The organism is Achromobacter xylosoxidans A8 (assembly GCF_000165835.1).
GTDB lineage: Bacteria > Pseudomonadota > Gammaproteobacteria > Burkholderiales > Burkholderiaceae_B > Achromobacter > Achromobacter xylosoxidans_B.
Genome location: NC_014640.1, coordinates 4,568,399 through 4,589,004, shown reverse-complemented (window position 1 = coordinate 4,589,004; position 20,606 = coordinate 4,568,399). Strand labels below are relative to the sequence as shown.

The 20,606-nt window shown below is 68.2% G+C and carries 19 protein-coding genes; 9 read left to right on the top strand and 10 right to left on the bottom strand.

Going from position 1 to position 20,606, the window contains the following annotated elements; translation table 11 throughout:
• Nucleotides 1–204 precede the first annotated feature (204 nt).
• Nucleotides 205–2,073 carry an ABC transporter ATP-binding protein/permease gene (locus AXYL_RS21230; RefSeq protein ID WP_013394914.1) on the top strand — a complete coding sequence of 623 codons (1,869 nt, stop codon included), beginning with the start codon at nt 205–207 and terminating at the stop codon, nt 2,071–2,073.
• A 25-nt stretch (nt 2,074–2,098) separates the two neighbouring features.
• On the opposite strand, the gene AXYL_RS21225 is transcribed toward AXYL_RS21230, so the two are convergent.
• On the bottom strand, nt 2,099–2,902 hold the full coding sequence (locus AXYL_RS21225; protein ID WP_013394913.1) for an aspartate dehydrogenase: 804 nt from the start codon (nt 2,900–2,902) through the stop codon (nt 2,099–2,101).
• A 175-nt stretch (nt 2,903–3,077) separates the two neighbouring features.
• Between AXYL_RS21225 and AXYL_RS21220 the strand changes: the two genes are divergently transcribed.
• Nucleotides 3,078–3,575 (top strand): GNAT family N-acetyltransferase, encoded by a 498-nt coding sequence (locus AXYL_RS21220; RefSeq protein WP_013394912.1) that lies wholly within the window; start codon nt 3,078–3,080, stop codon nt 3,573–3,575.
• Nucleotides 3,576–3,623: 48 nt separating this feature from the next.
• Here AXYL_RS21220 and AXYL_RS21215 read toward each other — a convergent pair whose 3' ends face one another.
• Both AXYL_RS21215 and AXYL_RS21210 read right to left on the bottom strand, forming a co-directional pair.
• Nucleotides 3,624–5,012 carry an amidohydrolase gene (locus AXYL_RS21215; RefSeq protein WP_013394911.1) on the bottom strand — a complete coding sequence of 463 codons (1,389 nt, stop codon included), beginning with the start codon at nt 5,010–5,012 and terminating at the stop codon, nt 3,624–3,626.
• A 144-nt stretch (nt 5,013–5,156) separates the two neighbouring features.
• Nucleotides 5,157–6,650 carry an MFS transporter gene (locus tag AXYL_RS21210; protein WP_013394910.1) on the bottom strand — a complete coding sequence of 498 codons (1,494 nt, stop codon included), beginning with the start codon at nt 6,648–6,650 and terminating at the stop codon, nt 5,157–5,159.
• 143 nt (nt 6,651–6,793) lie between these two features.
• Here AXYL_RS21210 and AXYL_RS21205 point away from each other — a divergent pair, with 143 nt between their 5' ends.
• Nucleotides 6,794–7,423: a TetR/AcrR family transcriptional regulator gene (locus tag AXYL_RS21205; RefSeq protein WP_013394909.1), complete on the top strand. Its 630-nt coding sequence runs from the start codon at nt 6,794–6,796 to the stop codon at nt 7,421–7,423.
• Nucleotides 7,424–7,446: 23 nt separating this feature from the next.
• Here the strand turns inward: AXYL_RS21205 and AXYL_RS21200 are convergent, their stop codons facing one another.
• The 4 genes from AXYL_RS21200 to AXYL_RS21185 form a co-directional block, all read right to left on the bottom strand.
• On the bottom strand, nt 7,447–8,397 hold the full coding sequence (locus tag AXYL_RS21200; RefSeq protein WP_013394908.1) for a Bug family tripartite tricarboxylate transporter substrate binding protein: 951 nt from the start codon (nt 8,395–8,397) through the stop codon (nt 7,447–7,449).
• A gap of 73 nt (nt 8,398–8,470) precedes the next feature.
• Nucleotides 8,471–9,739 (bottom strand): carboxylesterase family protein, encoded by a 1,269-nt coding sequence (locus tag AXYL_RS21195; RefSeq protein ID WP_013394907.1) that lies wholly within the window; start codon nt 9,737–9,739, stop codon nt 8,471–8,473.
• A gap of 148 nt (nt 9,740–9,887) precedes the next feature.
• Nucleotides 9,888–10,838 carry an adenosine deaminase gene (locus AXYL_RS21190; protein WP_013394906.1) on the bottom strand — a complete coding sequence of 317 codons (951 nt, stop codon included), beginning with the start codon at nt 10,836–10,838 and terminating at the stop codon, nt 9,888–9,890.
• 60 nt (nt 10,839–10,898) lie between these two features.
• Nucleotides 10,899–11,834 (bottom strand): LysR family transcriptional regulator, encoded by a 936-nt coding sequence (locus AXYL_RS21185; protein WP_013394905.1) that lies wholly within the window; start codon nt 11,832–11,834, stop codon nt 10,899–10,901.
• Nucleotides 11,835–12,008: 174 nt separating this feature from the next.
• Between AXYL_RS21185 and AXYL_RS21180 the strand changes: the two genes are divergently transcribed.
• The 6 genes from AXYL_RS21180 to AXYL_RS21155 all read left to right on the top strand — a co-directional run bounded on the left by AXYL_RS21180 (nt 12,009) and on the right by AXYL_RS21155 (nt 17,419).
• On the top strand, nt 12,009–12,731 hold the full coding sequence (locus tag AXYL_RS21180; protein WP_148260624.1) for a hypothetical protein: 723 nt from the start codon (nt 12,009–12,011) through the stop codon (nt 12,729–12,731).
• A gap of 54 nt (nt 12,732–12,785) precedes the next feature.
• Nucleotides 12,786–14,168 carry an MATE family efflux transporter gene (locus AXYL_RS21175; protein WP_013394903.1) on the top strand — a complete coding sequence of 461 codons (1,383 nt, stop codon included), beginning with the start codon at nt 12,786–12,788 and terminating at the stop codon, nt 14,166–14,168.
• Between the two features lie 135 nt (nt 14,169–14,303).
• Entirely contained in the window at nt 14,304–15,953 is a 1,650-nt protein-coding gene (locus AXYL_RS21170) for a lytic murein transglycosylase (protein WP_013394902.1), read from the top strand.
• On the top strand, nt 15,950–16,552 hold the full coding sequence (locus AXYL_RS21165) for a class I SAM-dependent methyltransferase (RefSeq protein WP_013394901.1): 603 nt from the start codon (nt 15,950–15,952) through the stop codon (nt 16,550–16,552). Before AXYL_RS21170 ends, AXYL_RS21165 begins: the two co-directional genes overlap by 4 nt.
• A gap of 76 nt (nt 16,553–16,628) precedes the next feature.
• Nucleotides 16,629–17,237 carry a GNAT family N-acetyltransferase gene (locus AXYL_RS21160; protein ID WP_013394900.1) on the top strand — a complete coding sequence of 203 codons (609 nt, stop codon included), beginning with the start codon at nt 16,629–16,631 and terminating at the stop codon, nt 17,235–17,237.
• Complete coding sequence (locus AXYL_RS21155) at nt 17,234–17,419, top strand: oxidoreductase-like domain-containing protein (RefSeq protein ID WP_013394899.1); 186 nt, start codon at nt 17,234–17,236, stop codon at nt 17,417–17,419. Before AXYL_RS21160 ends, AXYL_RS21155 begins: the two co-directional genes overlap by 4 nt.
• A gap of 35 nt (nt 17,420–17,454) precedes the next feature.
• Here AXYL_RS21155 and AXYL_RS21150 read toward each other — a convergent pair whose 3' ends face one another.
• The 3 genes from AXYL_RS21150 to AXYL_RS21140 all read right to left on the bottom strand — a co-directional run bounded on the left by AXYL_RS21150 (nt 17,455) and on the right by AXYL_RS21140 (nt 20,601).
• Nucleotides 17,455–17,892: an acetyltransferase gene (locus AXYL_RS21150; RefSeq protein ID WP_013394898.1), complete on the bottom strand. Its 438-nt coding sequence runs from the start codon at nt 17,890–17,892 to the stop codon at nt 17,455–17,457.
• A gap of 65 nt (nt 17,893–17,957) precedes the next feature.
• Complete coding sequence (locus AXYL_RS21145) at nt 17,958–19,697, bottom strand: peptidase M14 (protein ID WP_013394897.1); 1,740 nt, start codon at nt 19,695–19,697, stop codon at nt 17,958–17,960.
• Between the two features lie 34 nt (nt 19,698–19,731).
• Nucleotides 19,732–20,601 (bottom strand): ABC transporter permease, encoded by an 870-nt coding sequence (locus tag AXYL_RS21140; RefSeq protein WP_013394896.1) that lies wholly within the window; start codon nt 20,599–20,601, stop codon nt 19,732–19,734.
• Nucleotides 20,602–20,606 lie beyond the last annotated feature (5 nt).

Genomic DNA, 20,606 nt, shown 5'->3' with positions numbered 1-20,606 from the left:
GTCCCGTACCTGCCGGATTGCTGCTCAGGTGTCCATGATAGCCGCCGCGGGAAGCCTGCCGGCCCGCGAGGCAGGCGCTTGCTGTCAGATCGCTTTCGCTCACCCTGCCAGAACGCTTAAGCCAGGCTTAAAACGGCCTGTGCGCCGGAACTCGATGCGCGCGTCTCGTCTAACCAGAAACGCGTATCGGAGGGCAATCGACTCATGGACCTGAACTGGCAGCAACAACTGGCGGAAAGCGGGCTCTGGCTGGCGCATGCGTTTGGCATATCCGCCGTCGTGCTGGTGCTGGTGGTGGGCATGCTCGCGCGCTACACGGACTGGGGACGCAAGTTCTGGCGGCTGGCGTGGCCGTATCTGAACCCTCGGCGCAGCTGGCGTCCCTTGTTGATGCTGGCGCTGCTGTTGTTCCTGGCGATGTTCGCCGTGCGCATGACTGTGCTGTTTTCGTTTTGGTACAACGGCTTCTACAGCGCGCTGCAGGCATTGGATCAAAGCGCGTTCTGGCATTTCCTGGGCATATTCTCGGTGCTGGCCTGTGTGCACGTGGTGCGCACGCTGGCCGCCAGCTATGCCGGACAGGCCTTCGACATCCGTTGGCGCGTGTGGCTCAACGATCGCCTGACCCGCGACTGGCTGGGCGCGGGCGCCTACTACCGCGGCCATTTCGTCGACGCTCCGGTCGACAACCCCGACCAGCGCATCGAGCAGGACATCGCCATGTTCGTGACGGGCTCGCGCACGCTGGCGATCGGCGCGCTGAGCGCGGTGGTCTCGCTGGTGGCGTTCACTTCCATCCTCTGGGGCCTGTCCGGCGCCTTGACCGTGGCCGGCGTGGAGATCCCGCGCGCCATGGTGTTCATGGTGTACCTGTATGTGATCGTGGCGACCTTGTTCGCGTTCAAGATCGGGCGGCCGCTGATCAAGCTGAACTTCCTGTCCGAACGGCTGACGGCGAACTTCCGCTACGCGCTGGTCCGCCTGCGCGAGAACGCGGAGAATGTGGCGTTCTATCAAGGCGAGAACGTGGAGCGCGCCACCTTATGGACACGTTTCTCGGCCTATATCGCCAACTTGTGGGCGCGTGTGTACCGGGGGCTGAAGTTCGACGGCTTCAACCTGTCAGTGAGCCAGGTCGCGGTGGTGTTCCCCTTCATCCTGCAGGCGCCGCGTTTCTTCAGCGGCGCGATCAAGCTGGGCGATGTCATCCAGACTTCGCAGGCCTTCGGACAAGTGCAGGATTCCCTATCCTTCTTCCGGACTTCCTACGACACCTTTGCGCAGTACCGCGCCACGCTGGACCGGCTGAACGGCTTTCTGGATGCCAACGAGGCCGCGCGCGCGCTGCCCTCAGTGCAGACCGAGCCCTTGCCCGACGGCTTGGACATCGCGGCCGTGCAGGTGGCGCGGCCCGACGGCACGGTCCTGCTGCGCGATCTGAACCTGAGTTTGCGGCCGGGCCAGGCCCTGCTGATCAAGGGGCCGTCGGGTAGCGGCAAGACCACCTTGCTGCGTGCGCTGGCGGGCCTGTGGCCTTATGCGCACGGCTTGGTGCGCCGGCCGCAGGGCGCTTGCGCCTTGTTCCTGTCGCAACGGCCGTATCTGCCCTTGGGCGACCTGCGTGGCGCGGTCGCATATCCGGGGCTGGCGCAACCCGAGGACGATGCGCGCCTGGCCGAAGCGCTGCGGCAGGTCAATCTGGGGCATCTGGTCGGCCGGCTGGATGAGGTGGCCGATTGGTCCCGCATCCTGTCCATAGGCGAGCAGCAGCGCGTGGCGTTCGCGCGCGTGCTGTACAACCGGCCCGCCATCGTCTTCCTGGACGAGGCCACGTCAGCTACCGATGAAGGGCTGGAACATGCGTTGTATAGCCTGCTGCGCGAGGAGCTGCCATCCTGCATGCTGGTCAGTGTGGGGCATCGCAGCACGCTCGACGCCTTCCACACGGACAGGCTGGATCTGGATGGCGCGGGGAACTGGCGGGTCGGGCCGATGGCCGCGGCGGGCGGCTCCGCGCAGCGCCGCCAGCCCGCGGATGGCCGGTCCGGCGGGCTGCAGCGGGCGGCGGCCTAGTCGGCGCCCAGCCGCCCGGCAGCGATCAGGTGCCCACGCGCAGCGGACCGGTCAGCTTGCGCAGCGCGGCGATCACGCTTTGCGCAGTGATGCGGCCGGTCTTGGGATTGGCCGACGGGATGTTCTGGATTTCCATCGAGAACGAGGCCGAGTCGGACACCACTTCGACGCGGTGGAGATTGCGTTCCAGCGAGGGATCGGCCCAGATTTCCAGGGTGGTCTTGTCCGGGCCGATGCCGGCCAGCGACACGCTGACCGCCACGTTCAGGTTGGCCGGAAAGCCCACCGCCGCTTCTCGCGGCGAGCCGCGGAAGATCAGGCGCGGCTCGGTGATGTCCGCGATGTCGATGTTGTTGTCGGTCAGGTAGGGCGCGCCCAGCAGGCCGCGCACCGGCTTGCGGGTGATCATGGTGACGGAGTGGATGACGCCTTCGGCCGCGGCGGTAATGGCGTCCAGGCCCAGGATAGCGCCCGAGGGCACCAGGATCTGGCCGTGGTGCTGGCGGGCGAGTTCGATCAGGTCGTCATGGCGCAGCAAGGCGCCGGAACTGAGCACCACCATTTTCTTGCCGGCGCGCAGCACGGGCTCGGCGATGTCGCGGAACACCGCGGCGGGCGCGCATTCCACCACCACGTCACAGTGCTCGTGCAGCGCGCCGATGGTGGTGTAGGCGGGCGCGGCCTGGGTCCAGGCAAAGGCCGGTGGGGCCTTGGGATCGCGCACCGCCACGGCGGCGAGCGTCAGGCCGGGCAGGCCGGCGTCCAGGGATTGCGCCACGGCTTGGCCGATGGCGCCGAAGCCGGCGATGCCGACGCGGTAGCTGTTCATAAGGGTCCAGAGTAGGGCCGCGGCGCGCCGCGGGTGGTTCGGAAGGGGCTGGGCGACTATGCGAGAACGCGGCGCCGGGCTGTCGGCCACTGTAGCCACCGTGCCGGCAGGCGTCAATGCGGAATGGCGACCATGCCCGGCTACACTTTGCGCCTGGATCGACAGGAGTACAGGCATGCATATCCTCCCCGAAGCGCCGGGCGACCGCGACGCGATCTTCGCGCTGACGCAAGCCGCGTTCAAAGACCACCCCCACAGCCAGCAGACCGAGGGCTACATCACCAACGCGCTGCGCGAAGCGGGGGCATTGGCGCTGTCGCTGGTGGCGCGGGTGGATGGGCGCATCGCAGGCCACGTCGCCTTCTCTCCGGTGACGGTCAGCGATGGCTCGGCGGACTGGTATGGCCTGGGACCGGTGGCGGTGCTGCCCGAACTGCAAGGCCAGGGCATAGGCGCGGCCTTGGTCCGGGACGGCCTGGAGCGCTTGAAAGCGCTGGGCGCCGCCGGCTGCGTGGTCATGGGGGATCCGGCGTATTACGGGCGATTCGGCTTTGCGCAGATGCCTGGCTTGACCTATCCCGGCGTGCCGCCGGAGTACTTCATGGCCCAGGTGTACACGCGCCCGGCGCAAGGCCAGGTCGCGTATCACCCGGGTTTCGAAGCAACGGCCTAGCCGGCGCGGGCGGCGGCGGGCTTGCTTCAAGCGCGCCAGGCGCGCGGATCAACTGCCTTTCTGCGCCTGCGTCATGTAGTCCACGGTCAGGTTCGACAGCGCGCGCACGCCGTTGATGAGGCCGGACTCATCAACATAGAAGCGCGGCGAATGGTTGGGCGCGGCCTTCTCGACGTCGGTGCCCTTGGGCGTCACGCCCAGGTAGAAGAACATGCCCGGCACCTTCTCCTGGTAGAAGGAGAAGTCCTCCGACGCGGTGGACTTGGGCTGCAGGCCGTAGTTGCCTTCACCCGCCACGCGCCGCAGCGTGGGACCCATCTGCTCGGTCAGCGCGGGATTGTTGACGGTGGCGTTGTACAGCTCCACCACGCGCACGTCCGCCTTGGCGCCCGCGCTCTGCGCGATCATGTCGGCGGTGCGCGCGATGCGCTGGTGGATGTCCTTCTTCATGCCTTCGTCATAGGTGCGGATGGTGCCTGTCATGGCGACGTTGTCCGGCACGATGTTCATGCGGTTGCCGCCGTGGATCGCGCCCACGGTGATGACGGCCGGCTCCAGCATGCTGTTGATCTGGCGGCTGGGGATGGTCTGCAGGCCCAGGATGATCTGCGAGCTGACCACGATCGGGTCGATGCCAGACCAGGGGCGCGCGCCATGGGTTTGCTTGCCGGTGACGTCGATCCAGAACTGGTCGGCGGCGGCCATGGCGGGGCCGCTGCGCCACGACAGTTTGCCCACGGGATACGAACTGGACACATGCAGGCCGAAGATGGCGTCCACTTTGGGATTTTCCAGCACGCCTTCCTGCACCATCATCTTCGCGCCCCAGATCTTCTTGCCGTCCGGCTCGAAGTCGGCGGGGCTTTCCTCGGCGGGCTGGAAGATGAACTTCACGCTGCCGGGGAGCTGGTCCTTCATGCCGGCCAGCACTTCGGCCGTGGCCATCAGGATGGCGGTGTGGGTGTCGTGGCCGCAGGCATGCATCACGTCCACTTCCTTGCCCAGATAGGTACCCTTGGCCTTGGAGGCGAAGGGCAGGTCCACCTGTTCCTTGACGGGCAGCGCGTCCATGTCGGCGCGCAGCGCGACCACCGGGCCGGGCTTGCCGCCCTTGAGCACGGCGACCACGCCGGTGCCGGCCACGCCCGTCTTCACTTCCATGCCCAGCGCGCGCAGGTGGTCGGCGACCAGCTTGGCGGTGCGGTTTTCCTGGTTGCCCAGTTCGGGGTGTTCATGGATGTCGCGGCGCCAGGCGATGAGCTTGTCCTCGATGGCCTTGGCGCGCTGATCGATCTGCGCGGCAAGCGCGGGATTGGGCGCGGGAACCAGCGGTCCTTGGGTGCCGGGCGCGCTTTGCGCGGCGGCCGGGCCAGACATCAGCAGGTGCGCGGCGAGCGCCAGCGGGGCCAGGCGGAACAGGGGTTTGCGGTAAGGCATGTTTTGCTCTCCTCGTGGTTGTTAACCTGTTATTGGACGAGGATCTTACCGAAGCGCAAGAAGGCGGGCGCGTTTGTTACCAACGCTTAAAAACAGGCCGTTTTGATTCCGGCGAATGGAATTCCGCGCGCCGGAATCCGGGGTTCATGCGGTGCGTAGAACGTTCTTCGCGCCGCGCGCGAGGAACAGCAGCAACAGCGCCGCCAGCAGCGATGCCGTGCCTGCGAAAAGCATGGCGGCATGGAAGCCGCCGGCCAGTGCGTCGGCGGCCAATTCCGCCGCGTTGCCAGGTTGGCCGGGCAGCTCATGCAAGGTGATGGCGGCACGCGCCAGGGCTTGCGCGTCGGGCGCGCCCAGCCGCGACAGCGAGCCCGTCAGCGCTTCGATGGCGCGCCCGCTCATCAGCGCGCCCAACAGCGCGATGCCTATCGTCATGCCGGTCTGGCGCAGCGCGTTCATGGTGGCCGAGGCCATGCCGGAGCGTTCGCGCGGCACCGTGGCCATCACGGCCATGCTGGTCGAGGGAACCGCCAGGCCGGTGCCCAGGCCCAGCAGCACCAGCAGGGCGCCGGACACGGCATACGGCGTGTGGGCCTCGAAGCTGGTCATGCCCAGCATGGCCAGGCCGATGAACGCAAAGCCGGCGATCATCAGGCGCGGCAGGCCGAAGCGCAGATTGAGGCGGCCGAATACCAGCGACACCAGCCCGGCCGCGGCAAACTGCGGCGCCAGTTGCCAGCCGGTGGCCAGCGGCGACAGCCCCCGTACGTGTTGCAGGTAGAGCGAGAAGAAGAACAGGCTGCTGTAGGCGGAAAAGCCCAGCACGAAAGACGCGAAGTTGGTGATGGCGAAGCTGGCGTCGCGGAACAGCCCCAGCGGCAGGATGGGCCGCGCGGCGCGGTGCTCGACCCACAGGAAGGCGAGCAGGCCGGCGGCCGCGATGGCGAGCGCAATGGTGGCTTGCGGCGCGGCCCAGCCGTGTTCGCCGGCGGCGATCAGGCCATAGGTCAGCGCGCCCAGCCACAGCACGCTGAGCGCCTGGCCCGCGGGGTCGAATGCGGCGTGTTCGGGATGGGCGCTTTCCGTGATGCTCCAGGCGCCCAGCGCGATGGCCAGCGCTCCCACCGGCAGGTTGATGAGAAAGATGCTCTGCCAGTTGAAGTGGGCCACCAGCACGCCGCCCAGCATGGGGCCCACGATGAGCGAAATCGCATTGCAGGAAGCCCAGATGCCGATGGCCTGGGCGCGTTCCTTGGGATCGGGGAAGGCCTGGGTCAAGAGCGATAGCGCGCCCGGCACCAGCAGGGCGCCGGCCACGCCCTGCACGGCGCGGCCGATCAGCAGCGCCGTCAGGTTGTCCGCCAAGCCGCACAGGGCGGATCCGGCGGTGAACAGCAGCACGCCCGCCAGCCAGGAGCGCTTGCGGCCGTAGCGGTCGCCCAAGGGGCCGGCGGACAGCATGAAGGCCGACAGGAACAGGGCGTAGGCGTCCACCACCCATTGCAGCCCGGCCATGTCGATGCGCAGGGCCGCCTGCATGGTGGGCAGGGCCACGTTGACGATGCTGATGTCCAGGATGGTGATGAAGCTGCCCAGGTTGACGGCTAGGACCAGGGCGCGGCGGCGTGCGGGATGCATGGCGGGACGCAGAGTAGAGGAAGCGTTATTCTATTCATCGACCGACCGTCGGTCAATGGAAAGAAGAACGATTCTCAAATTTTGGCCCTGTCCCCGCGCCTCCTCTACACTGGCGCCTTGCTACTGAACCGACCCTGAACGATATGCCTGCTCCCGCCGACCCGTCTGCCTTGCCAGGCCCGGACGCCGCTCCCAAACCCCGCACCAAACCGGCCGCCGTGCGGCTGGACGAGCTGATGGCGGCCGCGGAAGCGCTTTTCATCCAGAAGGGCGTCGAGGCTGCCACCATCAACGAGATCGTGGAGCGCGCGGGCGTGGCCAAGGGCACGTTCTATCACTACTTCACGTCCAAGAACGACATGCTGGCGGCGCTGCGGGCCAAGTTCTCGCAGGGGTTCCTGGACCATATCGACCGCGAGGTGCAAGCCTGTGCGCCGGACGACGGCGTGGCGCGGCTGCGCGCCTGGACCCGGGCGGGGGTCGAAGCCTACTTCGACGGCTATGAGCTGCATGACGTGGTGTTCCACGACGCCCAGCATCCCGACCGCGGCGTGGCCGAGAAAAGCGCCGTGCTGGAACAGCTGGAAGCCATTCTGGAGGCGGGCGCGCGCGCCGGCTGCTGGCAGCTGGAAGATGCGGCGCTGACCGCCATCGTGCTCTACCACGGCATGCATGGCGCGGTGGACGCCAGTATTGCGCAGGGCCGGCGCGACGCGCAGGCGTTGTCCGGCCCCTTGTCGGCGATGTTCCTGCGCACGCTGGGCGCGGGCTGAGGCCCGCCCCTCCGTGATCGCTGCTATTGCAGCTTGATGCCCAATTCCTTGATCAGCGGCCCCATGTCGGCGCGGTCGGCCTCGATGGTCGCGGCCAGTTCCTGTGGCGTGCTGCCGATCGGGATCATGCCCAGGGTTTCCATCTGCGCGCGCATCGCGGGTTCTTTCAGGATGTCCGCCACCGATTTCTGGATCAGCGCGACCCGGTCGTCCGGAATGCCGGCGGGCGCCATCAACCCGATCCACGGTTGCGGCGCATAGCCCTTCAGTCCTGATTCCTCCAGCGTGGGCGTGTCGGGCAGGCCGCCGAAGCGTTGCGGGCTGGTGATCGCCAGGGCGCGCAGCCGGCCGCTGTCGATCAGGCCCTTGGAACTCGAAGGCGCGTCCAGGCCGACGTCGAGCTGGCCGCCGATCAGGTCGTTCTGCGTCTTGCCCGACGAGGACGAGGGCACGTACAGGGCCTTGATGCCGGCGCGCCGCGCCGTCTGTTCCCAGACCAGGTGGAACGCCGTGCCGATGGAGAACGAACCGACGCTCAGGTTGCGCGCCTTGCTTTCGCGCACGAAGTCTTCCCAGGTCTTGAGCGGACTGTCCTTGGGCACGATGAAAATGAAGGGTGTGCGCGCGACCAGCGAGATCGGCTTGAGGTCCTTCTGCGTGTCGAACGGCAGGCTGTCCACGGCGAAAGGCACGATGGTGACGGACGAGGCGACCACCATGCCCAGCGTGTAGCCGTCCGGCGCGGACTTGACCAGCGCGCCGGTGCTGATGATGCCGGAGGCGCCGGGCTTGTTCTCCACTACCACCGGCTGGCCCCAGGCGGCGCCGAGCTTGCTGGCCAGCACGCGCAGCATGACGTCGACAGGACCGCCAGGCGGATTGGAGACGATGATCTTGACGGGTTTGTCGGGATAGGCGGCCGTGGCCGCCAGCGGCGTCAGCAGCGCTAGCGCCAGCACGGTTTGCTTGAACATGGAATTCCCCTTGTTTTGATGTGTTTGAGGCGCGGGCCGAGTGCGCCCGCGCCGATGCGCGTGAGGTCCGCGCTCAGGCCAGGATCTGCATATGCGGAGCCGCCGGCCAGCCGGGCCCGTCGCCGCGGATGAACGCGATCCATGCCTGCTGCGTGGCCTGGGCCAGTTGCCGCGCCTGCGCAGGCGGCAGTCCGGCAAGCATGGGCGCGCCGGCGTAGGCCGGCATCGTGTCGAAGACGAAGGGCAGCTCGATGCAATGGCAGGCGCCGAAGTTCGCCGTGGGCGCCACGTCAAAGCGCGCCAGCCAGGCCTGGCGGCCCTGGGCAGCGGCGTCGCGCGCCCACTGGCGCGATGGCGCGCCGAATACCTCGTCGCCCAGTTCCTGGTCGGACGCATCCCTGCCATTGCCGGGAAAGGCGGCCATTTCGTCGCGGGTATAGCAGACCACCACGTCGGCGCGGGACGCGGCCTGCTCGAGCGCGGGCGCGATGTCTTGCGGCAGCACCTGGCCGTCCAGCACCGGGGCGAACTGGCTGCGGCTGCTGCCCTCGGCGCGCAGTACTTCGGCCACGGCAGGCGCCTGCTGCGCAGCCAGCAATGCCGTCACGGGCAGTTCGCGCGCGGCCTCCAGGGAGTCGGCGCCCGCGGCCCGCAGGAAGGCTTGCCCCAGCGCGTCGGCTTGCTTCGCGCTGCGAAAGCCCCGGCCCAGCGCCGCGCTTTGCAGGATGGCGCGGGAGAAGCGCGGCTTGCGCGCCAGCATGGCGCAGATCGAGGACGCGCCCGCCGATTGGCCCATGACCGTGAGCCGTTCGGGATCGCCGCCCAGGTCCTGGATGTTGTCCAGCACCCAGGCTATGGCGGCTTCCTGATCCAGCAGGCCCGCGTTGGCAGTCTGGCCAGGCACATACAGCCAGCCCAGCGCGGCCAGCCTGTAGTTGACCGCGACCACCACCAGGTCGCCGCGTAGCGCGAGGTTCGCGCCGTCGTACCAGTCCAGCGCGCCGCCGCCGCTTTGCCAGGCGCCGCCGTGCAGCCACACGACCACCGGCCGCCGCTTGCCGTCGGCGGCCGGCGTCCACACGGTCAGGTGCAGGCAGTCCTCGGATTGTTCGGCGTTGAAGTCACCCATGGCGCCGCGCAGGCGCGAGGGCAATTGTGGCGCGACCGGTCCCGGCCGGGTGGCGTCGAGCTTGCCGCGCCATGCGGCGGGTTGCGGCGGCGCGAAGCGCAGGCGGCCGATTGGCGCCTGCGCATAGGGAATGGCGCTGTAGCGGCAAACGCCGCCTTGCTGCACGCCGGTCAGCGTGCCTGCCTGCAGCGCCGCCTCTACCAACTGACTCATATCCTGCCCCTTGTGTATTGGTCCATGGCCCGGCCGCGGCAGGCGCCGCGGCGGTCGGACTATGGTAGGGAGGAATGAGCCGCGCCAGGCATGCAGGTTTCGAACATTGCCATGCGCAATCCGCATGGCTGGGCTGGGGGCGCGCTTGCTACTTGAGGATGCGCGCGTCCAGGCTGTTGTCCGCCAGGGCCTGGGCCTGGGCGCGTGACATGCCCAGATGGTCGTACAGCGCGTGGAAGTTCTCGTTGACGTAGCCGCCGAAATACGCGGGATCGTCGGAGTTGACGGTGACCTTTACGCCCGCGTCCAGCAGCGACAGGATGTTGTGCTCGCGCATGTGCTCGAACACGCGCAGCCGGGTGTTGGACAGCGGACAGACGGTCAGCGGAATTTGCTCGTCGATCAGGCGCGCGATCAGCGCCGGGTCTTCGGCGGCGCGCACGCCGTGGTCGATGCGCAGCACCTTCAGCAGGTCCAGCGCTTCCCAGATGTATTCGGGCGGCCCTTCTTCGCCCGCATGCGCGACGCCGGGCAATCCTTCGGCGCGGGCGCGCTCGAACACGCGCTGGAACAGGCGCGGCGGAAAGCCCATTTCACTGCTGTCCAGGCCGACGGCGATGAAGGCGTCGCGGTGGGGCAGGGCGGCTTCCAGCGTGCGCATGGCCTGCTCTTCGGGCAGGTGGCGCAGAAAGCTCAGGATCAGCCCGCTGCTCACGCCCAGTTGCTTGCGGCCGTCTGCCAGCGCCTGGCCGATGCCGCTCAGCACCACTTCGAAGGGCACGCCGCGGTCGGTGTGGGTCTGCGGATCGAAGAACGGTTCGGTGTGCACCACGTTCTGCTCGCGGCATTTGAGCAGATAGGCCCAGGTCAGGTCGTAGAAATCCTGCTCGGTGCGCAGCACGTCCGCGCCGCGGTAATAGAGGTCCAGGAATTCCTGGAGATTGCCGTAGTCGTAGGCCGCGCGCAGGGACTCGATGTCCGGCCACGGCAGCGCCACGCCGTTGCGCTGCGCCAGCCGGAACAGCAGCTCGGGTTCGAGCGAACCTTCCAGGTGCAGGTGCAGTTCCGCCTTGGGCAGTGCGTTGAGCCAGTCGTACATGGGTGCTCCGATCAAGAAAAGTGTTGCCTGTCCAGGATAACGCGCAATGCGCTTGCAGGCTCAGGCCGTGAGCGCGATGGCGTCGGCCTGGATGGCGAGCTGGAGTTGGGCGGCGAAGGCGCGCGCCTGTCGCGTGCTGGGGCGGTCGCGGCGCCAGATGGCGGCCAGCGGCGACTTGCGCAGGACCGGCCTGTCCGGCAGGACCACCAGTTCGCCTCGCGCCTGCCGGATGGCGGCCACGCTGCCGGGCAGCATCCACAGGTACAGGCCGTCCAGCAGCATTTCGCGGCCGAATTCCAGCGACAGGGCGCCGATCATATCCGGAATTTCCAGGCCGGCCTGGCGCAGCGACATTTCCAGTTCGCCGCGGATGCGGCTGCCGGGCAGGGCGGTGATCCAGGGGTAGACCACGTAATCGGCCAGCGTGGCGCCGGGCAGCAGGGCCAAGGGGTGATGCGTGGCGCAGGCTAGCACCACCGAATCTTCCAGCAGCGTGGTGGAGCGGTAGATCTGCGGATTGACGGTCGACGAGAAGCGGCTGATCAGCACGTCCAGCGCGCCCGCGTCCAGGTCTTCGATCAGCCGTTCATGCGTGCCGATCTCGATAGTGAGCGTGATGCGCGGATAGGCCTGGCGGTAGGCGCGCGCGGCCTCGGCCACCGGCCAGCCCGCGAACATCGAAAAACAGCCTACCGTCAGGCTGCCCTCGTCGCCGCGCGAGACCGCGGCGAGGTCGATCTCGGCCTTGCGGAAATCGGTGAGCAGCAGGCGGGCGTGGCGGCACATGGTTTCGCCCAGCGGCGTGCAGGTGGTGCCCTTGGCGGTGCGCTCGAACAGCCGCGCGCCGACCAGCTCCTCGATTTCGGCGATGGCGCGCGACAGGCCGGACTGCGTGCTGTGCAACTGGGCGGCTGCCTTGGACAGGTTGCCCAATTCGGCGACGGTCAGCACGATTTCCAGGTGGCGGATGCGGAGCTTGCCTCGGAACGGTGTCATGGCGCGGGTCGGGAGGGAGATGCCGATTATTCTCCCGCGCTGCGCGCTTGGCAACGCCGGCCGGGATTCGGCCGGCCGGGATTCGGCCGGCCAGGATTCGGATATAGTTCGCGCCAGGCCGATCGTCGCAGGCGCGGCGCGGGTCGCGCGGCCGGCAGAAGAATAGGGACAGCCATGAATGCAGCGGTATGCGGCGCGCGGGGGATGGGCCGGCTCGCCCTGTTGGCGCTGGCCGCGCTGACGCTGAGCGGCTGCGGCGCTTCCAAGGTCGACGGCGTGGCCGTGACCTGGCCGCCCTTCCGGGACGGGACGCTCGCATCCTTGCCTGCCGATCCGGCGCAATGCCCCGATCTGGCCGGCACCTACCGGGCGCAAGGCGAGTTCGTCTCGGGCGATCGCGAGGCCGGCGCGTTGCCGGACCTGCGCAATTTCCTGAGGTACCCGCTGGACCTGCCGGGCATGGACGACAACCCGCTGCCGGAATGGCGCTCCGGACCCGAGGCCACGGTGGCCTTCACGGCCGCCGCGGAGGGATGGCAGGTGCTGGCGCTGGACGGACAGGGCGCGCGCTCGTCCGGCCATCTGACGCAGCTGAATGGTGCGCAGGATCCCGCCGCCTTGCCTGGCGCGGCCCGGCCTAGCGCGGCCCGGCCGTCCCGGCCTGACGGCATCCGGCGTGTCAGCGGCTGCAGCCACGGCCGGCTGTGGGTCAGCGTGCGGCATGATTGGCACCAGTACGAGTCGATGGGCGTGCGGCGCCACGTGGCGCTGTTGCGGCCCGAGAGGGGCGGCCTGCTGCTGACGGTACGGCGGGAGTCCGACAGCATCGGCCTCTTGCCCTGGTATTCGAACGAAGGCAGCGTGTACCAGTACTGGTTCGCGCCCGTGGGGCGCTGAACGCGCGACCTTCCTATTTCCCGCGGCCTGGGCCGCAGTTGATCTGATTGCCACATGAGTTTCGCAAATCCTTCCGCCGCCGCCGACCCGCGCGCCCGCTTCATTTCCGGGCCGATGGGCCCGCATGTGCTGGAAATGGTCCTGACTGGCTGGGCCAGCATGCTTGCCGTGTTCGCGGTGGAGTTCCTGTCGCTGCTATACCTGGGCACGCTCAAGGACGAGGCGGTGCTGGGCGCGGTGGGCTTCGGATCGATGACGCAGTTCACCATCATCTCGATCTGCATCGGCGTGGCCGTGGGCGGCACGGCCCTGGTGTCGCGCGCGCTGGGGGCGGGGGATGCGCCGCGCGCCCGGGCGTTGGGCGGCGCTTCGCTGGTCCTGATGACCGCGGCCGCGCTCGTGTCCGGCGCGTTGTTCCTGGCCGTGATCGGCCCCTACACGGCGGCCATCGACCTGGCAGAGGACGTGCGCGCGCATCTGCTGTCCTACGTGCTCATCACGACCCCGTTCGCGGTCGTGATGGGCGTGGGCATGATGCTGTCCAACCTGCTGCGCGCCGCAGGCCATGGCCGCCAGTCCATGTGGGTGCTGTTGGCGGGGACGGCGACGGTCGCGGCGCTGGACCCGCTGGTCATCTTCGTGCTGGACGGCGGCATGGTGGGAGTGGCCTGGGCCGGCGGCATGGGCCGCCTGGTCACGGTGGCGCTCGGCGCCTGGCTGGTCTTCCGCAAGCACCGGCTGGTTGCCTGGCCCACAGGCGCCGCGTTGCGCGCGCACCTGGGCGCGATAGGGCGGATCGCCTTGCCGGCCGCGCTGACCACGCTGGCCACGCCCGCGGCGGTCATCTTCACCCTGTCCACCTATGCGGGCTTCGGCTCCAGCGTGATGGCGGGCGCGACGGTGGTGGACCGGGTGCTGCAACTGACTTATGCGCTGTTCTTCGTGTTGCCGGGTGCCATCGGGCCTATTCTTGGACAGAACCTGGGCGCCGGGCAATGGGACCGCGTACAGGAGACGGCGCGCCTGACCACGCGCTGGTCCTTGATCTACGGCTTCTCGGTAGCTGTCCTGCTGGCCCTGTTGGCGCCCTGGATGCCCGACCTGTTCCAGGTGACCGGGCCGGGGCGCGACCTGATCGTCTTCTTCTGCCGCTACGGCAGTTTCGCCTGGGCGCTCAACAGCCTGTATTTCGTCGCCATCGCGGTATTCAACAACCTGGGCTATGCCACGTACTCCACCGTCATCGGCTGGCTGCGCGCCACCGTCGGCACCTTGCCCTTCGTCTGGCTGGGCGCGCATTACGGCGGCCCGGAAGGCGTGCTGGCGGGGCAGACGGCGGGCTTCGCCTTGTTCAGCCTGATCGCGATGCTGCTGTGCCGGCGCGTGCTGCGCGCGCCGCCCGCGAACAGCGCGGTGGGCGTGAGGCAAGCCGCCTAGGGACGGCGCGAAGCTGCTTTCAGGCTGGCTTGGCCCGTGGGCGCGGCCCTGCAAGCGGATTGGTCTTGCGATGCGTTCGATTTTGATGGCCGGTCGCGGTACGATCCCGGCTGACTTCGATTTTTCAGGATAGCCATGCGTCAGCGTTCCGTACGCCTTCGAATCGACTCCTTCTCCCGCGTGCTGCTGGCCGCGGCTTTTACCGCCGCTGCTGCCGGCGCCGCGCAGGCGCAGGGGCCCGCTTCCGCCACCGGTTCGCGCGCCCAGCCCGCAGTGCCGGTTCAGACCCTGCCTGCCCTGACGCCCAAGCGCAGCTTCGACGATGCGCCCGCGCCTGCCAGCAATGCGCCGGCGGCTTCGGTTGACGACCGGGCCGGCCAGGCGTTGCCTCCCAGGTCGGCCGCGCCTGCGCCGGCAACCTTGCCTGCGCCCGCAACCTTGCCCGCGCCCACGGCGGCCCCGGCAGCGGCGGCTCCGGCGGCGACCGCCGCTCCCGCCGCCACCGCTGCGCCGGCTGCTACCGCCGCTCCGGCAGCGCCGGCCGCCACCGCCGCGCCCGCTCCCACGGTCATCATTCCGACCGAACTCGACACCAAGGCTTGCATCGCCAAGCTGCGCAAGGGCGCCACGGCCAACGGCCTGACCGTGGCGGACTGGGACAAGTACACCGCCAACGCCAAGCTGCTGCCCACCACGGTCGCATCCGCCAAGGGCCAGCCCGAAGGGCGCGAAGCCTGGTGGGATTACATCGCCAAGACCGTGGACGAAGAGCGCGTGCGCGACGGCCTCGCGGTGCTTGCCAAATACGGTCCGCAGTTGTCGGCCATCAGCCAGCAGTATCAGGTCGACCCGGCCACGCTGGTCGCCATCTTCGGCATCGAAACCAACTACGGCCGCCAGGTCGGCAAGACCAATGTGCTGGACGCCTGGCTGACGCGCGCCTGCACCGAGAACAAGCAGTTGTGGGAAAAGAACGCCTACGCCTCGGTGCGCCTGCTGCGTGATGGCGTGGTGCCGGCGGATAATTTCATCGGCTCCTGGAGCGGCGCCTTCGGCATGACGCAGTTCATCCCGACCTCGTTCTATGAACTGGCCGCCGACGGCGACGGCAACGGCAAGATCGACCTGTACAACTCGCTGCCCGACGCGTTGGCTTCCACCGCCAACCACCTGCGCAAGCGCCGCGCCAAGTGGACCCACAATCTGCCTGCCGTGATTGAAGTGCGCGTGCCGGCCGAGCTGGCCGCCGCCATCCCGGCCTCGCCTGACGCGGAATACGTGGGCTCGCAGGACCGCCGCACGATTGCCCAGTGGGCCCAGGCCGGCCTGAAGCAGGGCAACGGCTCGGCGCTGAAGCTGCCCTCGGGCAACGAAGAGCAGGCCTATCTGTTCGCACCCACCGGCTCCGCCGGCCCGGTGTTCCTGGCCACCGTGAACTTCGACGCCATCCTGCATTACAACCAGTCGCGCCGCTATGGCCTGGCGGTGTCGATGCTGCTCAACCGCCTGCAAGGCGGTCCGGACCTGGTCGCGGCCTGGCCCACGGACGATCCGGGGCTGTCGCGCGCGCAGATCAAGGAACTGCAGGAGATGCTCTATGGCCTGGGCCATGACGTAGGCGTGGCCGATGGCATCCCGGGCAGCAAGACCCGCGATGCCGTGCGCGAAGAACAGGTCAAGCGCAAGCTGCCCGAGGACGGCCGCGTGGGCAAGCGCATCTACGATGCGATCAAGGCCACCTGGCCGCCCGCGGCGATCCAGGCCCGCCCGGCGGCCCAGCAATGACAGGAGCCGCCGGCACGCAGGGCTATGGCGAAAACGCCGCAGCCCTGGCAGACCAGTACGAGAGCATTGCGTTCGCAGACGTGCACCGCGACGTGGCGCACCTGATCCCCTCGGCGCCGTCGCGCATCGCCGACATAGGCGCGGGGTCAGGGCGCGACGCCGCCGCGCTGGCGCGGATGGGCCATGCAGTGGTTGCGGCCGAACCCACGCCCGAACTCCGCCAGGAGGGTCAGCGCCGTCACGCGCTGCCCAACCTGGAGTGGGTCGACGACGCTCTGCCCGAACTGGCCCTCTTGCGGCGCCAGGGCCGGGTATTCGACGTGATCATGCTGACGGCCGTGTGGATGCATCTGGACGCCGATGAACGCAGGTTGGGCATGCAGGCGCTGGCCGCGCTGCTGGCGCCGCAAGGCCAGATCCTGATGTCGCTGCGGCACGGTCCGGTGCCGCAAGGACGCCGCATGTTCGACGTGTCCGCGCAGGAAACGATCGCGCTGGCAGCCGGCCACGGCCTGTCTTCGCACCATCTCAGTTCACGCGAAGACATGCTGGACCGCGCCGACGTGCGCTGGAGTTTCCTGGGCCTGCGCCGCGACTGAAGCCGAATCCCGGTCCGGCCTCGGTCCGCGGGATTCGTCCATTGGACGATGGGCCGGCGGGCCGGCCGCCGGTATCATGTCCGGCATCCTGTTCCTTCCGCCCGCCATGCCTGCCGCGCTACTCCCCGATACCTTCCAGACCGCCAGGCTGCATGCCCTGCGCATGGATGACACGCATATTTCCTTCATTGCCGCCATGCATGCGGACGAGCGCCTCATGGCGACCATGGGCGGCACCCGGACGGAGTCGGCCAGCCGCCGCTATCTATTGCAGAACGTCGAGCATTGGGCCGAGCAAGGCTTCGGGATGTATGTGCTGACTGACCGCGCCAGCGGCCTGCTGGCGGGGCGGGCAGGCCTGAAGCGTACCCAGTCGCGGGGCCGCGACGAGGTCGAGGTGGCCTATGCTTTCCTGCCCGCGAGCTGGGGCAAGGGATACGCCACGGAAATCGCCCAGGCGCTGCTGTCGCTGGGGTTCAAGCGGCTGTCGGTGGACGCGCTGGCCGCCGTGGCGTTGGAAGAGAACGCCGCGTCCTGCCGGGTGCTGGAAAAATGCGGCATGCGCCAGATCGGCGGCGCGGGCGCGGGCGGCGTCGGCAAGCGCCACTACGAAATCCGCCGTGCCGAATGGCCGCTGCCGGCCGCGGACGCTGCACCCGGCATCGGCGCTAAGATTCGGGTATGAGCACCAAGCAGATCCCCGTCGACGACCCGCAGCCCGTTCCGCCCGAAGCGCCCGCGCCCGAAGAGTGTTGCAACAGCGGCTGCATACCCTGCGTCTATGACACCTATAACGAAGCCATGGACGACTACCGGGAAGCGCTGAAAGCCTGGCGGGCCAGGCATCCGGAGCAATCCAAGGGCTAGGCGCCTGTCAGGGGGGACGGGGCGTCAGCAGGGCCTCAGCCCGCCAGCTTCATGTGGATGATGGGGCGGGGGCGGCCCGAGTCATCCTGCGCCGAACGGCCCACGTCCTCGAAACCGTAGTGCTTGTAAAAGCCATGGGCCTGGGGGTTCTGCTCGTTCACGTCCACCAGCAGGGTGCCGTGCAGCGAACGCGCGAAATTCAGCAGGCGCCGGCCTGCTCCCTTGCCGCGCTTGTTGGCGTCCACGAACAGCATTTCGACCTTGTTGCCATTCAGGCCCATGAAACCGGCGACTTCGCCGGCATCGTCCTCACAGACCCAGACCCGTACCGAAGGCAGGTGGGTGTTGAGCACCTGCGGGTACATGGCCTGGATTTCCTTTTCCGTCAGGAACGTGTGGGTGGCGCGTACCGAACGGAGCCAGATGTCCACCAGGGCCAGGTCATCGCCGTGGTTGCGTTCTCGGATATTCATTTTTCTAATGGTTTTACAGGTCGGGTGCCGGCGTGGTCCTTGGCCTGCGCCGGGCTTTTTTGCCGCTAGAGCCCTGCGCGGTAGAGCTCGGTCGCCGCCAGGACGGTTTCCATTTGCACAGTATGCGCGAAAACGAATCGGTCGCCGTAGACGGTTTCATCCGGAAACTCCGAAATCAGCGCCATGGGCAGGTCTTCGCGGTCGCTTTCGCTGATCTGCACCGGGATGCCGTTCAGCACATCGAATCCGGTTTCGAGCGCGTGCGCCTGGAATAGTTCAAGCTGCCGGGCATTGAACTCGACCAGGCCGGGGACGTTGCGGGCCAGCCTGGCGGTCACGCCTTCGATCAGGCGGCGGGCGCGATCGCCCCAGCCCGGATGATGGCGCAGCACCAGGAAGAAGCCCTTGGGGATGGTCCACAGCTCGAAGTGGCGCGGCAGATAGCCGGACAGCGGCCGGGTCCATTCATGGGCGGGATAGCCGTGCAGATTGATGTGCAACTGCGCGCCGCTGATGGCGTGCGCCTGGTGGCGGCCTTCGCGCTCGAAGAACGGCGCGCGTTCGCGATAGGCGATGTCATCGCCCAGCGCGCTGTAGCGCGAGGCATGCAGCATATGGCGCGGATGGTGTTCGCGCAGGCGGTTGAATAGCGCGTAGCCATCCGGGTTTTCGGCGGCGATCAGGGCGAAATGGGCATCGCCGCGCTCGGCCAGCGTTTGCGCCGCGCGCAGGGCGCCGACCACGCCGGAGGTTTCGTTGGCGTGCTGCGCGCCCGAGATGAAGACGGCGGGACCGGGGCCGCGCAGATAAGTGCCCAGCACCGGGCGGCCCTGGCGCGAGACGGCCTGGAAGGCGTCGCCGCCGAACGCGGCCATGCAGCCGGCGATCTGCCCGGCGGACAGCGGTTCGCGGAGCTGGGCCAGCGGCGCATCGGGCGCGGCGGGAGCGACGGGCGTCAAAGCCCCGAAATGTTCCAGCGAGATCTGCACGCGCGCCGCCCCGTCGTGGCGGCGGATGTCGGGAATGATCTGGCCGGGTTGCAGCCCGCGGTCGCCGGACGGGCGGCCGGAATGCTTCTGGAAGTGTTCCAGCAGCGAGAAATAGATGTCTTCGTGCAGCGCTTCGAAGGTGCTGACGATTTCCTCGTCCACCGGCAGGGCGAAGTCGATGCCCGGCAGGTCCACGCGGATTTCCAGGCGTTCGAAATAGGGCTCGTGCGCACCCCAGGCATGGTTGCGCACCGTGTCCACGATGGCGCGGAATGCCTGCTGGTACTCGGTGGCCTGGGCGGCATCGGTCTGCAGCGCGCCTTCGGCGTCGCGCACCCGCAGCCAACCGGTGGGCGAGAGCTCCGGCGTGCCGTCCTGGGCGTAGCCGATCTGGTTCGGCGCATAGACGCGCGTATCGATCTTGCGGCCGTCAACGTAGCTCAGGCTGACGTCGTAATGCAGGTCGTCCGCGCCGGGCTGCATGGCGACGTCCACGCCGTGCAGCAGCGCGATGAGCGGATAGGCTTCCAGCGTGAAGCGCTTGGCCTGGGCCTGTTCGTGCAGCGGATAGCGCACCACGACGGACGCCAGCCCTGCGCGCTCGACCTCTTCCAGGAAGTAGTGCAGCAGCGGCTTGTAGGCGCTGCGAAAGCGCGCCGTGACGCCGGCCTGGGCCAGGCGTTCCTGCGCCGCGCGGCGCGCCTCCACGCCTTCGAACAGCCAGCCTTCCACGACCGCGCCGCGCCAGGCCGGCGCCATGTAGGCGTGGGTCCAGGCGTCCAGCGTGCGGTCGAATGTTTTTTCCAGCAAAGACATACTCGATATTCCTTTCAGGCGGACCGGGGCGGCTTCAGACCTTGCCGGTCGGGTCCAGGCGGTCGCGCAGCCAGTCGCCCAGCAGGTTCAGGCCCAGTACCGTCAGCATGATGGCCAGGCCCGGGAAGACGCTGACCCACCAGGCCGTCTGCATGTAGGTGCGGCCGTCGGCAAGCATACCGCCCCAGCTCGGGATCATGGGATCCACGCCCAGGCCCAGGAAGGTCAGGCTGCTTTCCAGCAGGATGTTGTTGGCGACGTTCAGGGTCATCAGGATGACCAGCGGGCCCAGCAGGTTGGGCACGATGTGGTGGCGGATCATGGCCAGGTCGCGCACGCCGAAGGCGCGGGCGGCCAGCACGAACTCGCGCTCGCGCAGGGCCAGGACCTGGGCGCGCACCAGGCGCGCGTATTGCACCCACTGCGACACGATCATGAAGAAGATGACGTTGAACAGGCCGCCGCCCAGGATGGCGATGAAAGTGATGGCCACCAGGATGAACGGCAGTGCCAGCTGCACGTCGGCAAAGCGCATCACGATCATGTCCCAGAAGCCGCGGTAATAGCCGGCGATCAGGCCCATGACGATGCCCAGCAGCGCGCCGCCGACGACCGAGACGAAGCCCACCGTCAGCGAGATCTTGCCGCCGACGATGACGCGCGCCAGCACGTCGCGGCCCAGCGGATCGGTGCCGAAGGGATGGGCCGCCGAAGCGAAGGGCGCGGTCAGGCGGGCGGCCAGGTCCATGGCTTCGCCGCCATCGGGGAACAGCCAGCCGGAAGTCAGTACCAGCAGGATCATGGTGCCGGTCAGCACGACGCCCAGCACGAATTCCAGCGAGCGGTAGCGGCTGCGGGGCTTGGCCGCCTTGGGGGCGGCGGCGGTGGGGGTAGTAGTCTGCATAAGGC

Excerpts from the sequence above, each read along its gene's own strand:
- AXYL_RS21230 (WP_013394914.1), top strand. The coding sequence starts at position 205 with ATGGACCTGAACTGGCAGCAACAACTGGCGGAAAGCGGGCTCTGGCTG.
- AXYL_RS21225 (WP_013394913.1), bottom strand. The coding sequence starts at position 2,902 with ATGAACAGCTACCGCGTCGGCATCGCCGGCTTCGGCGCCATCGGCCAA.
- AXYL_RS21220 (WP_013394912.1), top strand. The coding sequence starts at position 3,078 with ATGCATATCCTCCCCGAAGCGCCGGGCGACCGCGACGCGATCTTCGCG.
- AXYL_RS21215 (WP_013394911.1), bottom strand. The coding sequence starts at position 5,012 with ATGCCTTACCGCAAACCCCTGTTCCGCCTGGCCCCGCTGGCGCTCGCC.
- AXYL_RS21210 (WP_013394910.1), bottom strand. The coding sequence starts at position 6,650 with ATGCATCCCGCACGCCGCCGCGCCCTGGTCCTAGCCGTCAACCTGGGC.
- AXYL_RS21205 (WP_013394909.1), top strand. The coding sequence starts at position 6,794 with ATGCCTGCTCCCGCCGACCCGTCTGCCTTGCCAGGCCCGGACGCCGCT.
- AXYL_RS21200 (WP_013394908.1), bottom strand. The coding sequence starts at position 8,397 with ATGTTCAAGCAAACCGTGCTGGCGCTAGCGCTGCTGACGCCGCTGGCG.
- AXYL_RS21195 (WP_013394907.1), bottom strand. The coding sequence starts at position 9,739 with ATGAGTCAGTTGGTAGAGGCGGCGCTGCAGGCAGGCACGCTGACCGGC.
- AXYL_RS21190 (WP_013394906.1), bottom strand. The coding sequence starts at position 10,838 with ATGTACGACTGGCTCAACGCACTGCCCAAGGCGGAACTGCACCTGCAC.
- AXYL_RS21185 (WP_013394905.1), bottom strand. The coding sequence starts at position 11,834 with ATGACACCGTTCCGAGGCAAGCTCCGCATCCGCCACCTGGAAATCGTG.
- AXYL_RS21180 (WP_148260624.1), top strand. The coding sequence starts at position 12,009 with ATGAATGCAGCGGTATGCGGCGCGCGGGGGATGGGCCGGCTCGCCCTG.
- AXYL_RS21175 (WP_013394903.1), top strand. The coding sequence starts at position 12,786 with ATGAGTTTCGCAAATCCTTCCGCCGCCGCCGACCCGCGCGCCCGCTTC.
- AXYL_RS21170 (WP_013394902.1), top strand. The coding sequence starts at position 14,304 with ATGCGTCAGCGTTCCGTACGCCTTCGAATCGACTCCTTCTCCCGCGTG.
- AXYL_RS21165 (WP_013394901.1), top strand. The coding sequence starts at position 15,950 with ATGACAGGAGCCGCCGGCACGCAGGGCTATGGCGAAAACGCCGCAGCC.
- AXYL_RS21160 (WP_013394900.1), top strand. The coding sequence starts at position 16,629 with ATGTCCGGCATCCTGTTCCTTCCGCCCGCCATGCCTGCCGCGCTACTC.
- AXYL_RS21155 (WP_013394899.1), top strand. The coding sequence starts at position 17,234 with ATGAGCACCAAGCAGATCCCCGTCGACGACCCGCAGCCCGTTCCGCCC.
- AXYL_RS21150 (WP_013394898.1), bottom strand. The coding sequence starts at position 17,892 with ATGAATATCCGAGAACGCAACCACGGCGATGACCTGGCCCTGGTGGAC.
- AXYL_RS21145 (WP_013394897.1), bottom strand. The coding sequence starts at position 19,697 with ATGTCTTTGCTGGAAAAAACATTCGACCGCACGCTGGACGCCTGGACC.
- AXYL_RS21140 (WP_013394896.1), bottom strand. The coding sequence starts at position 20,601 with ATGCAGACTACTACCCCCACCGCCGCCGCCCCCAAGGCGGCCAAGCCC.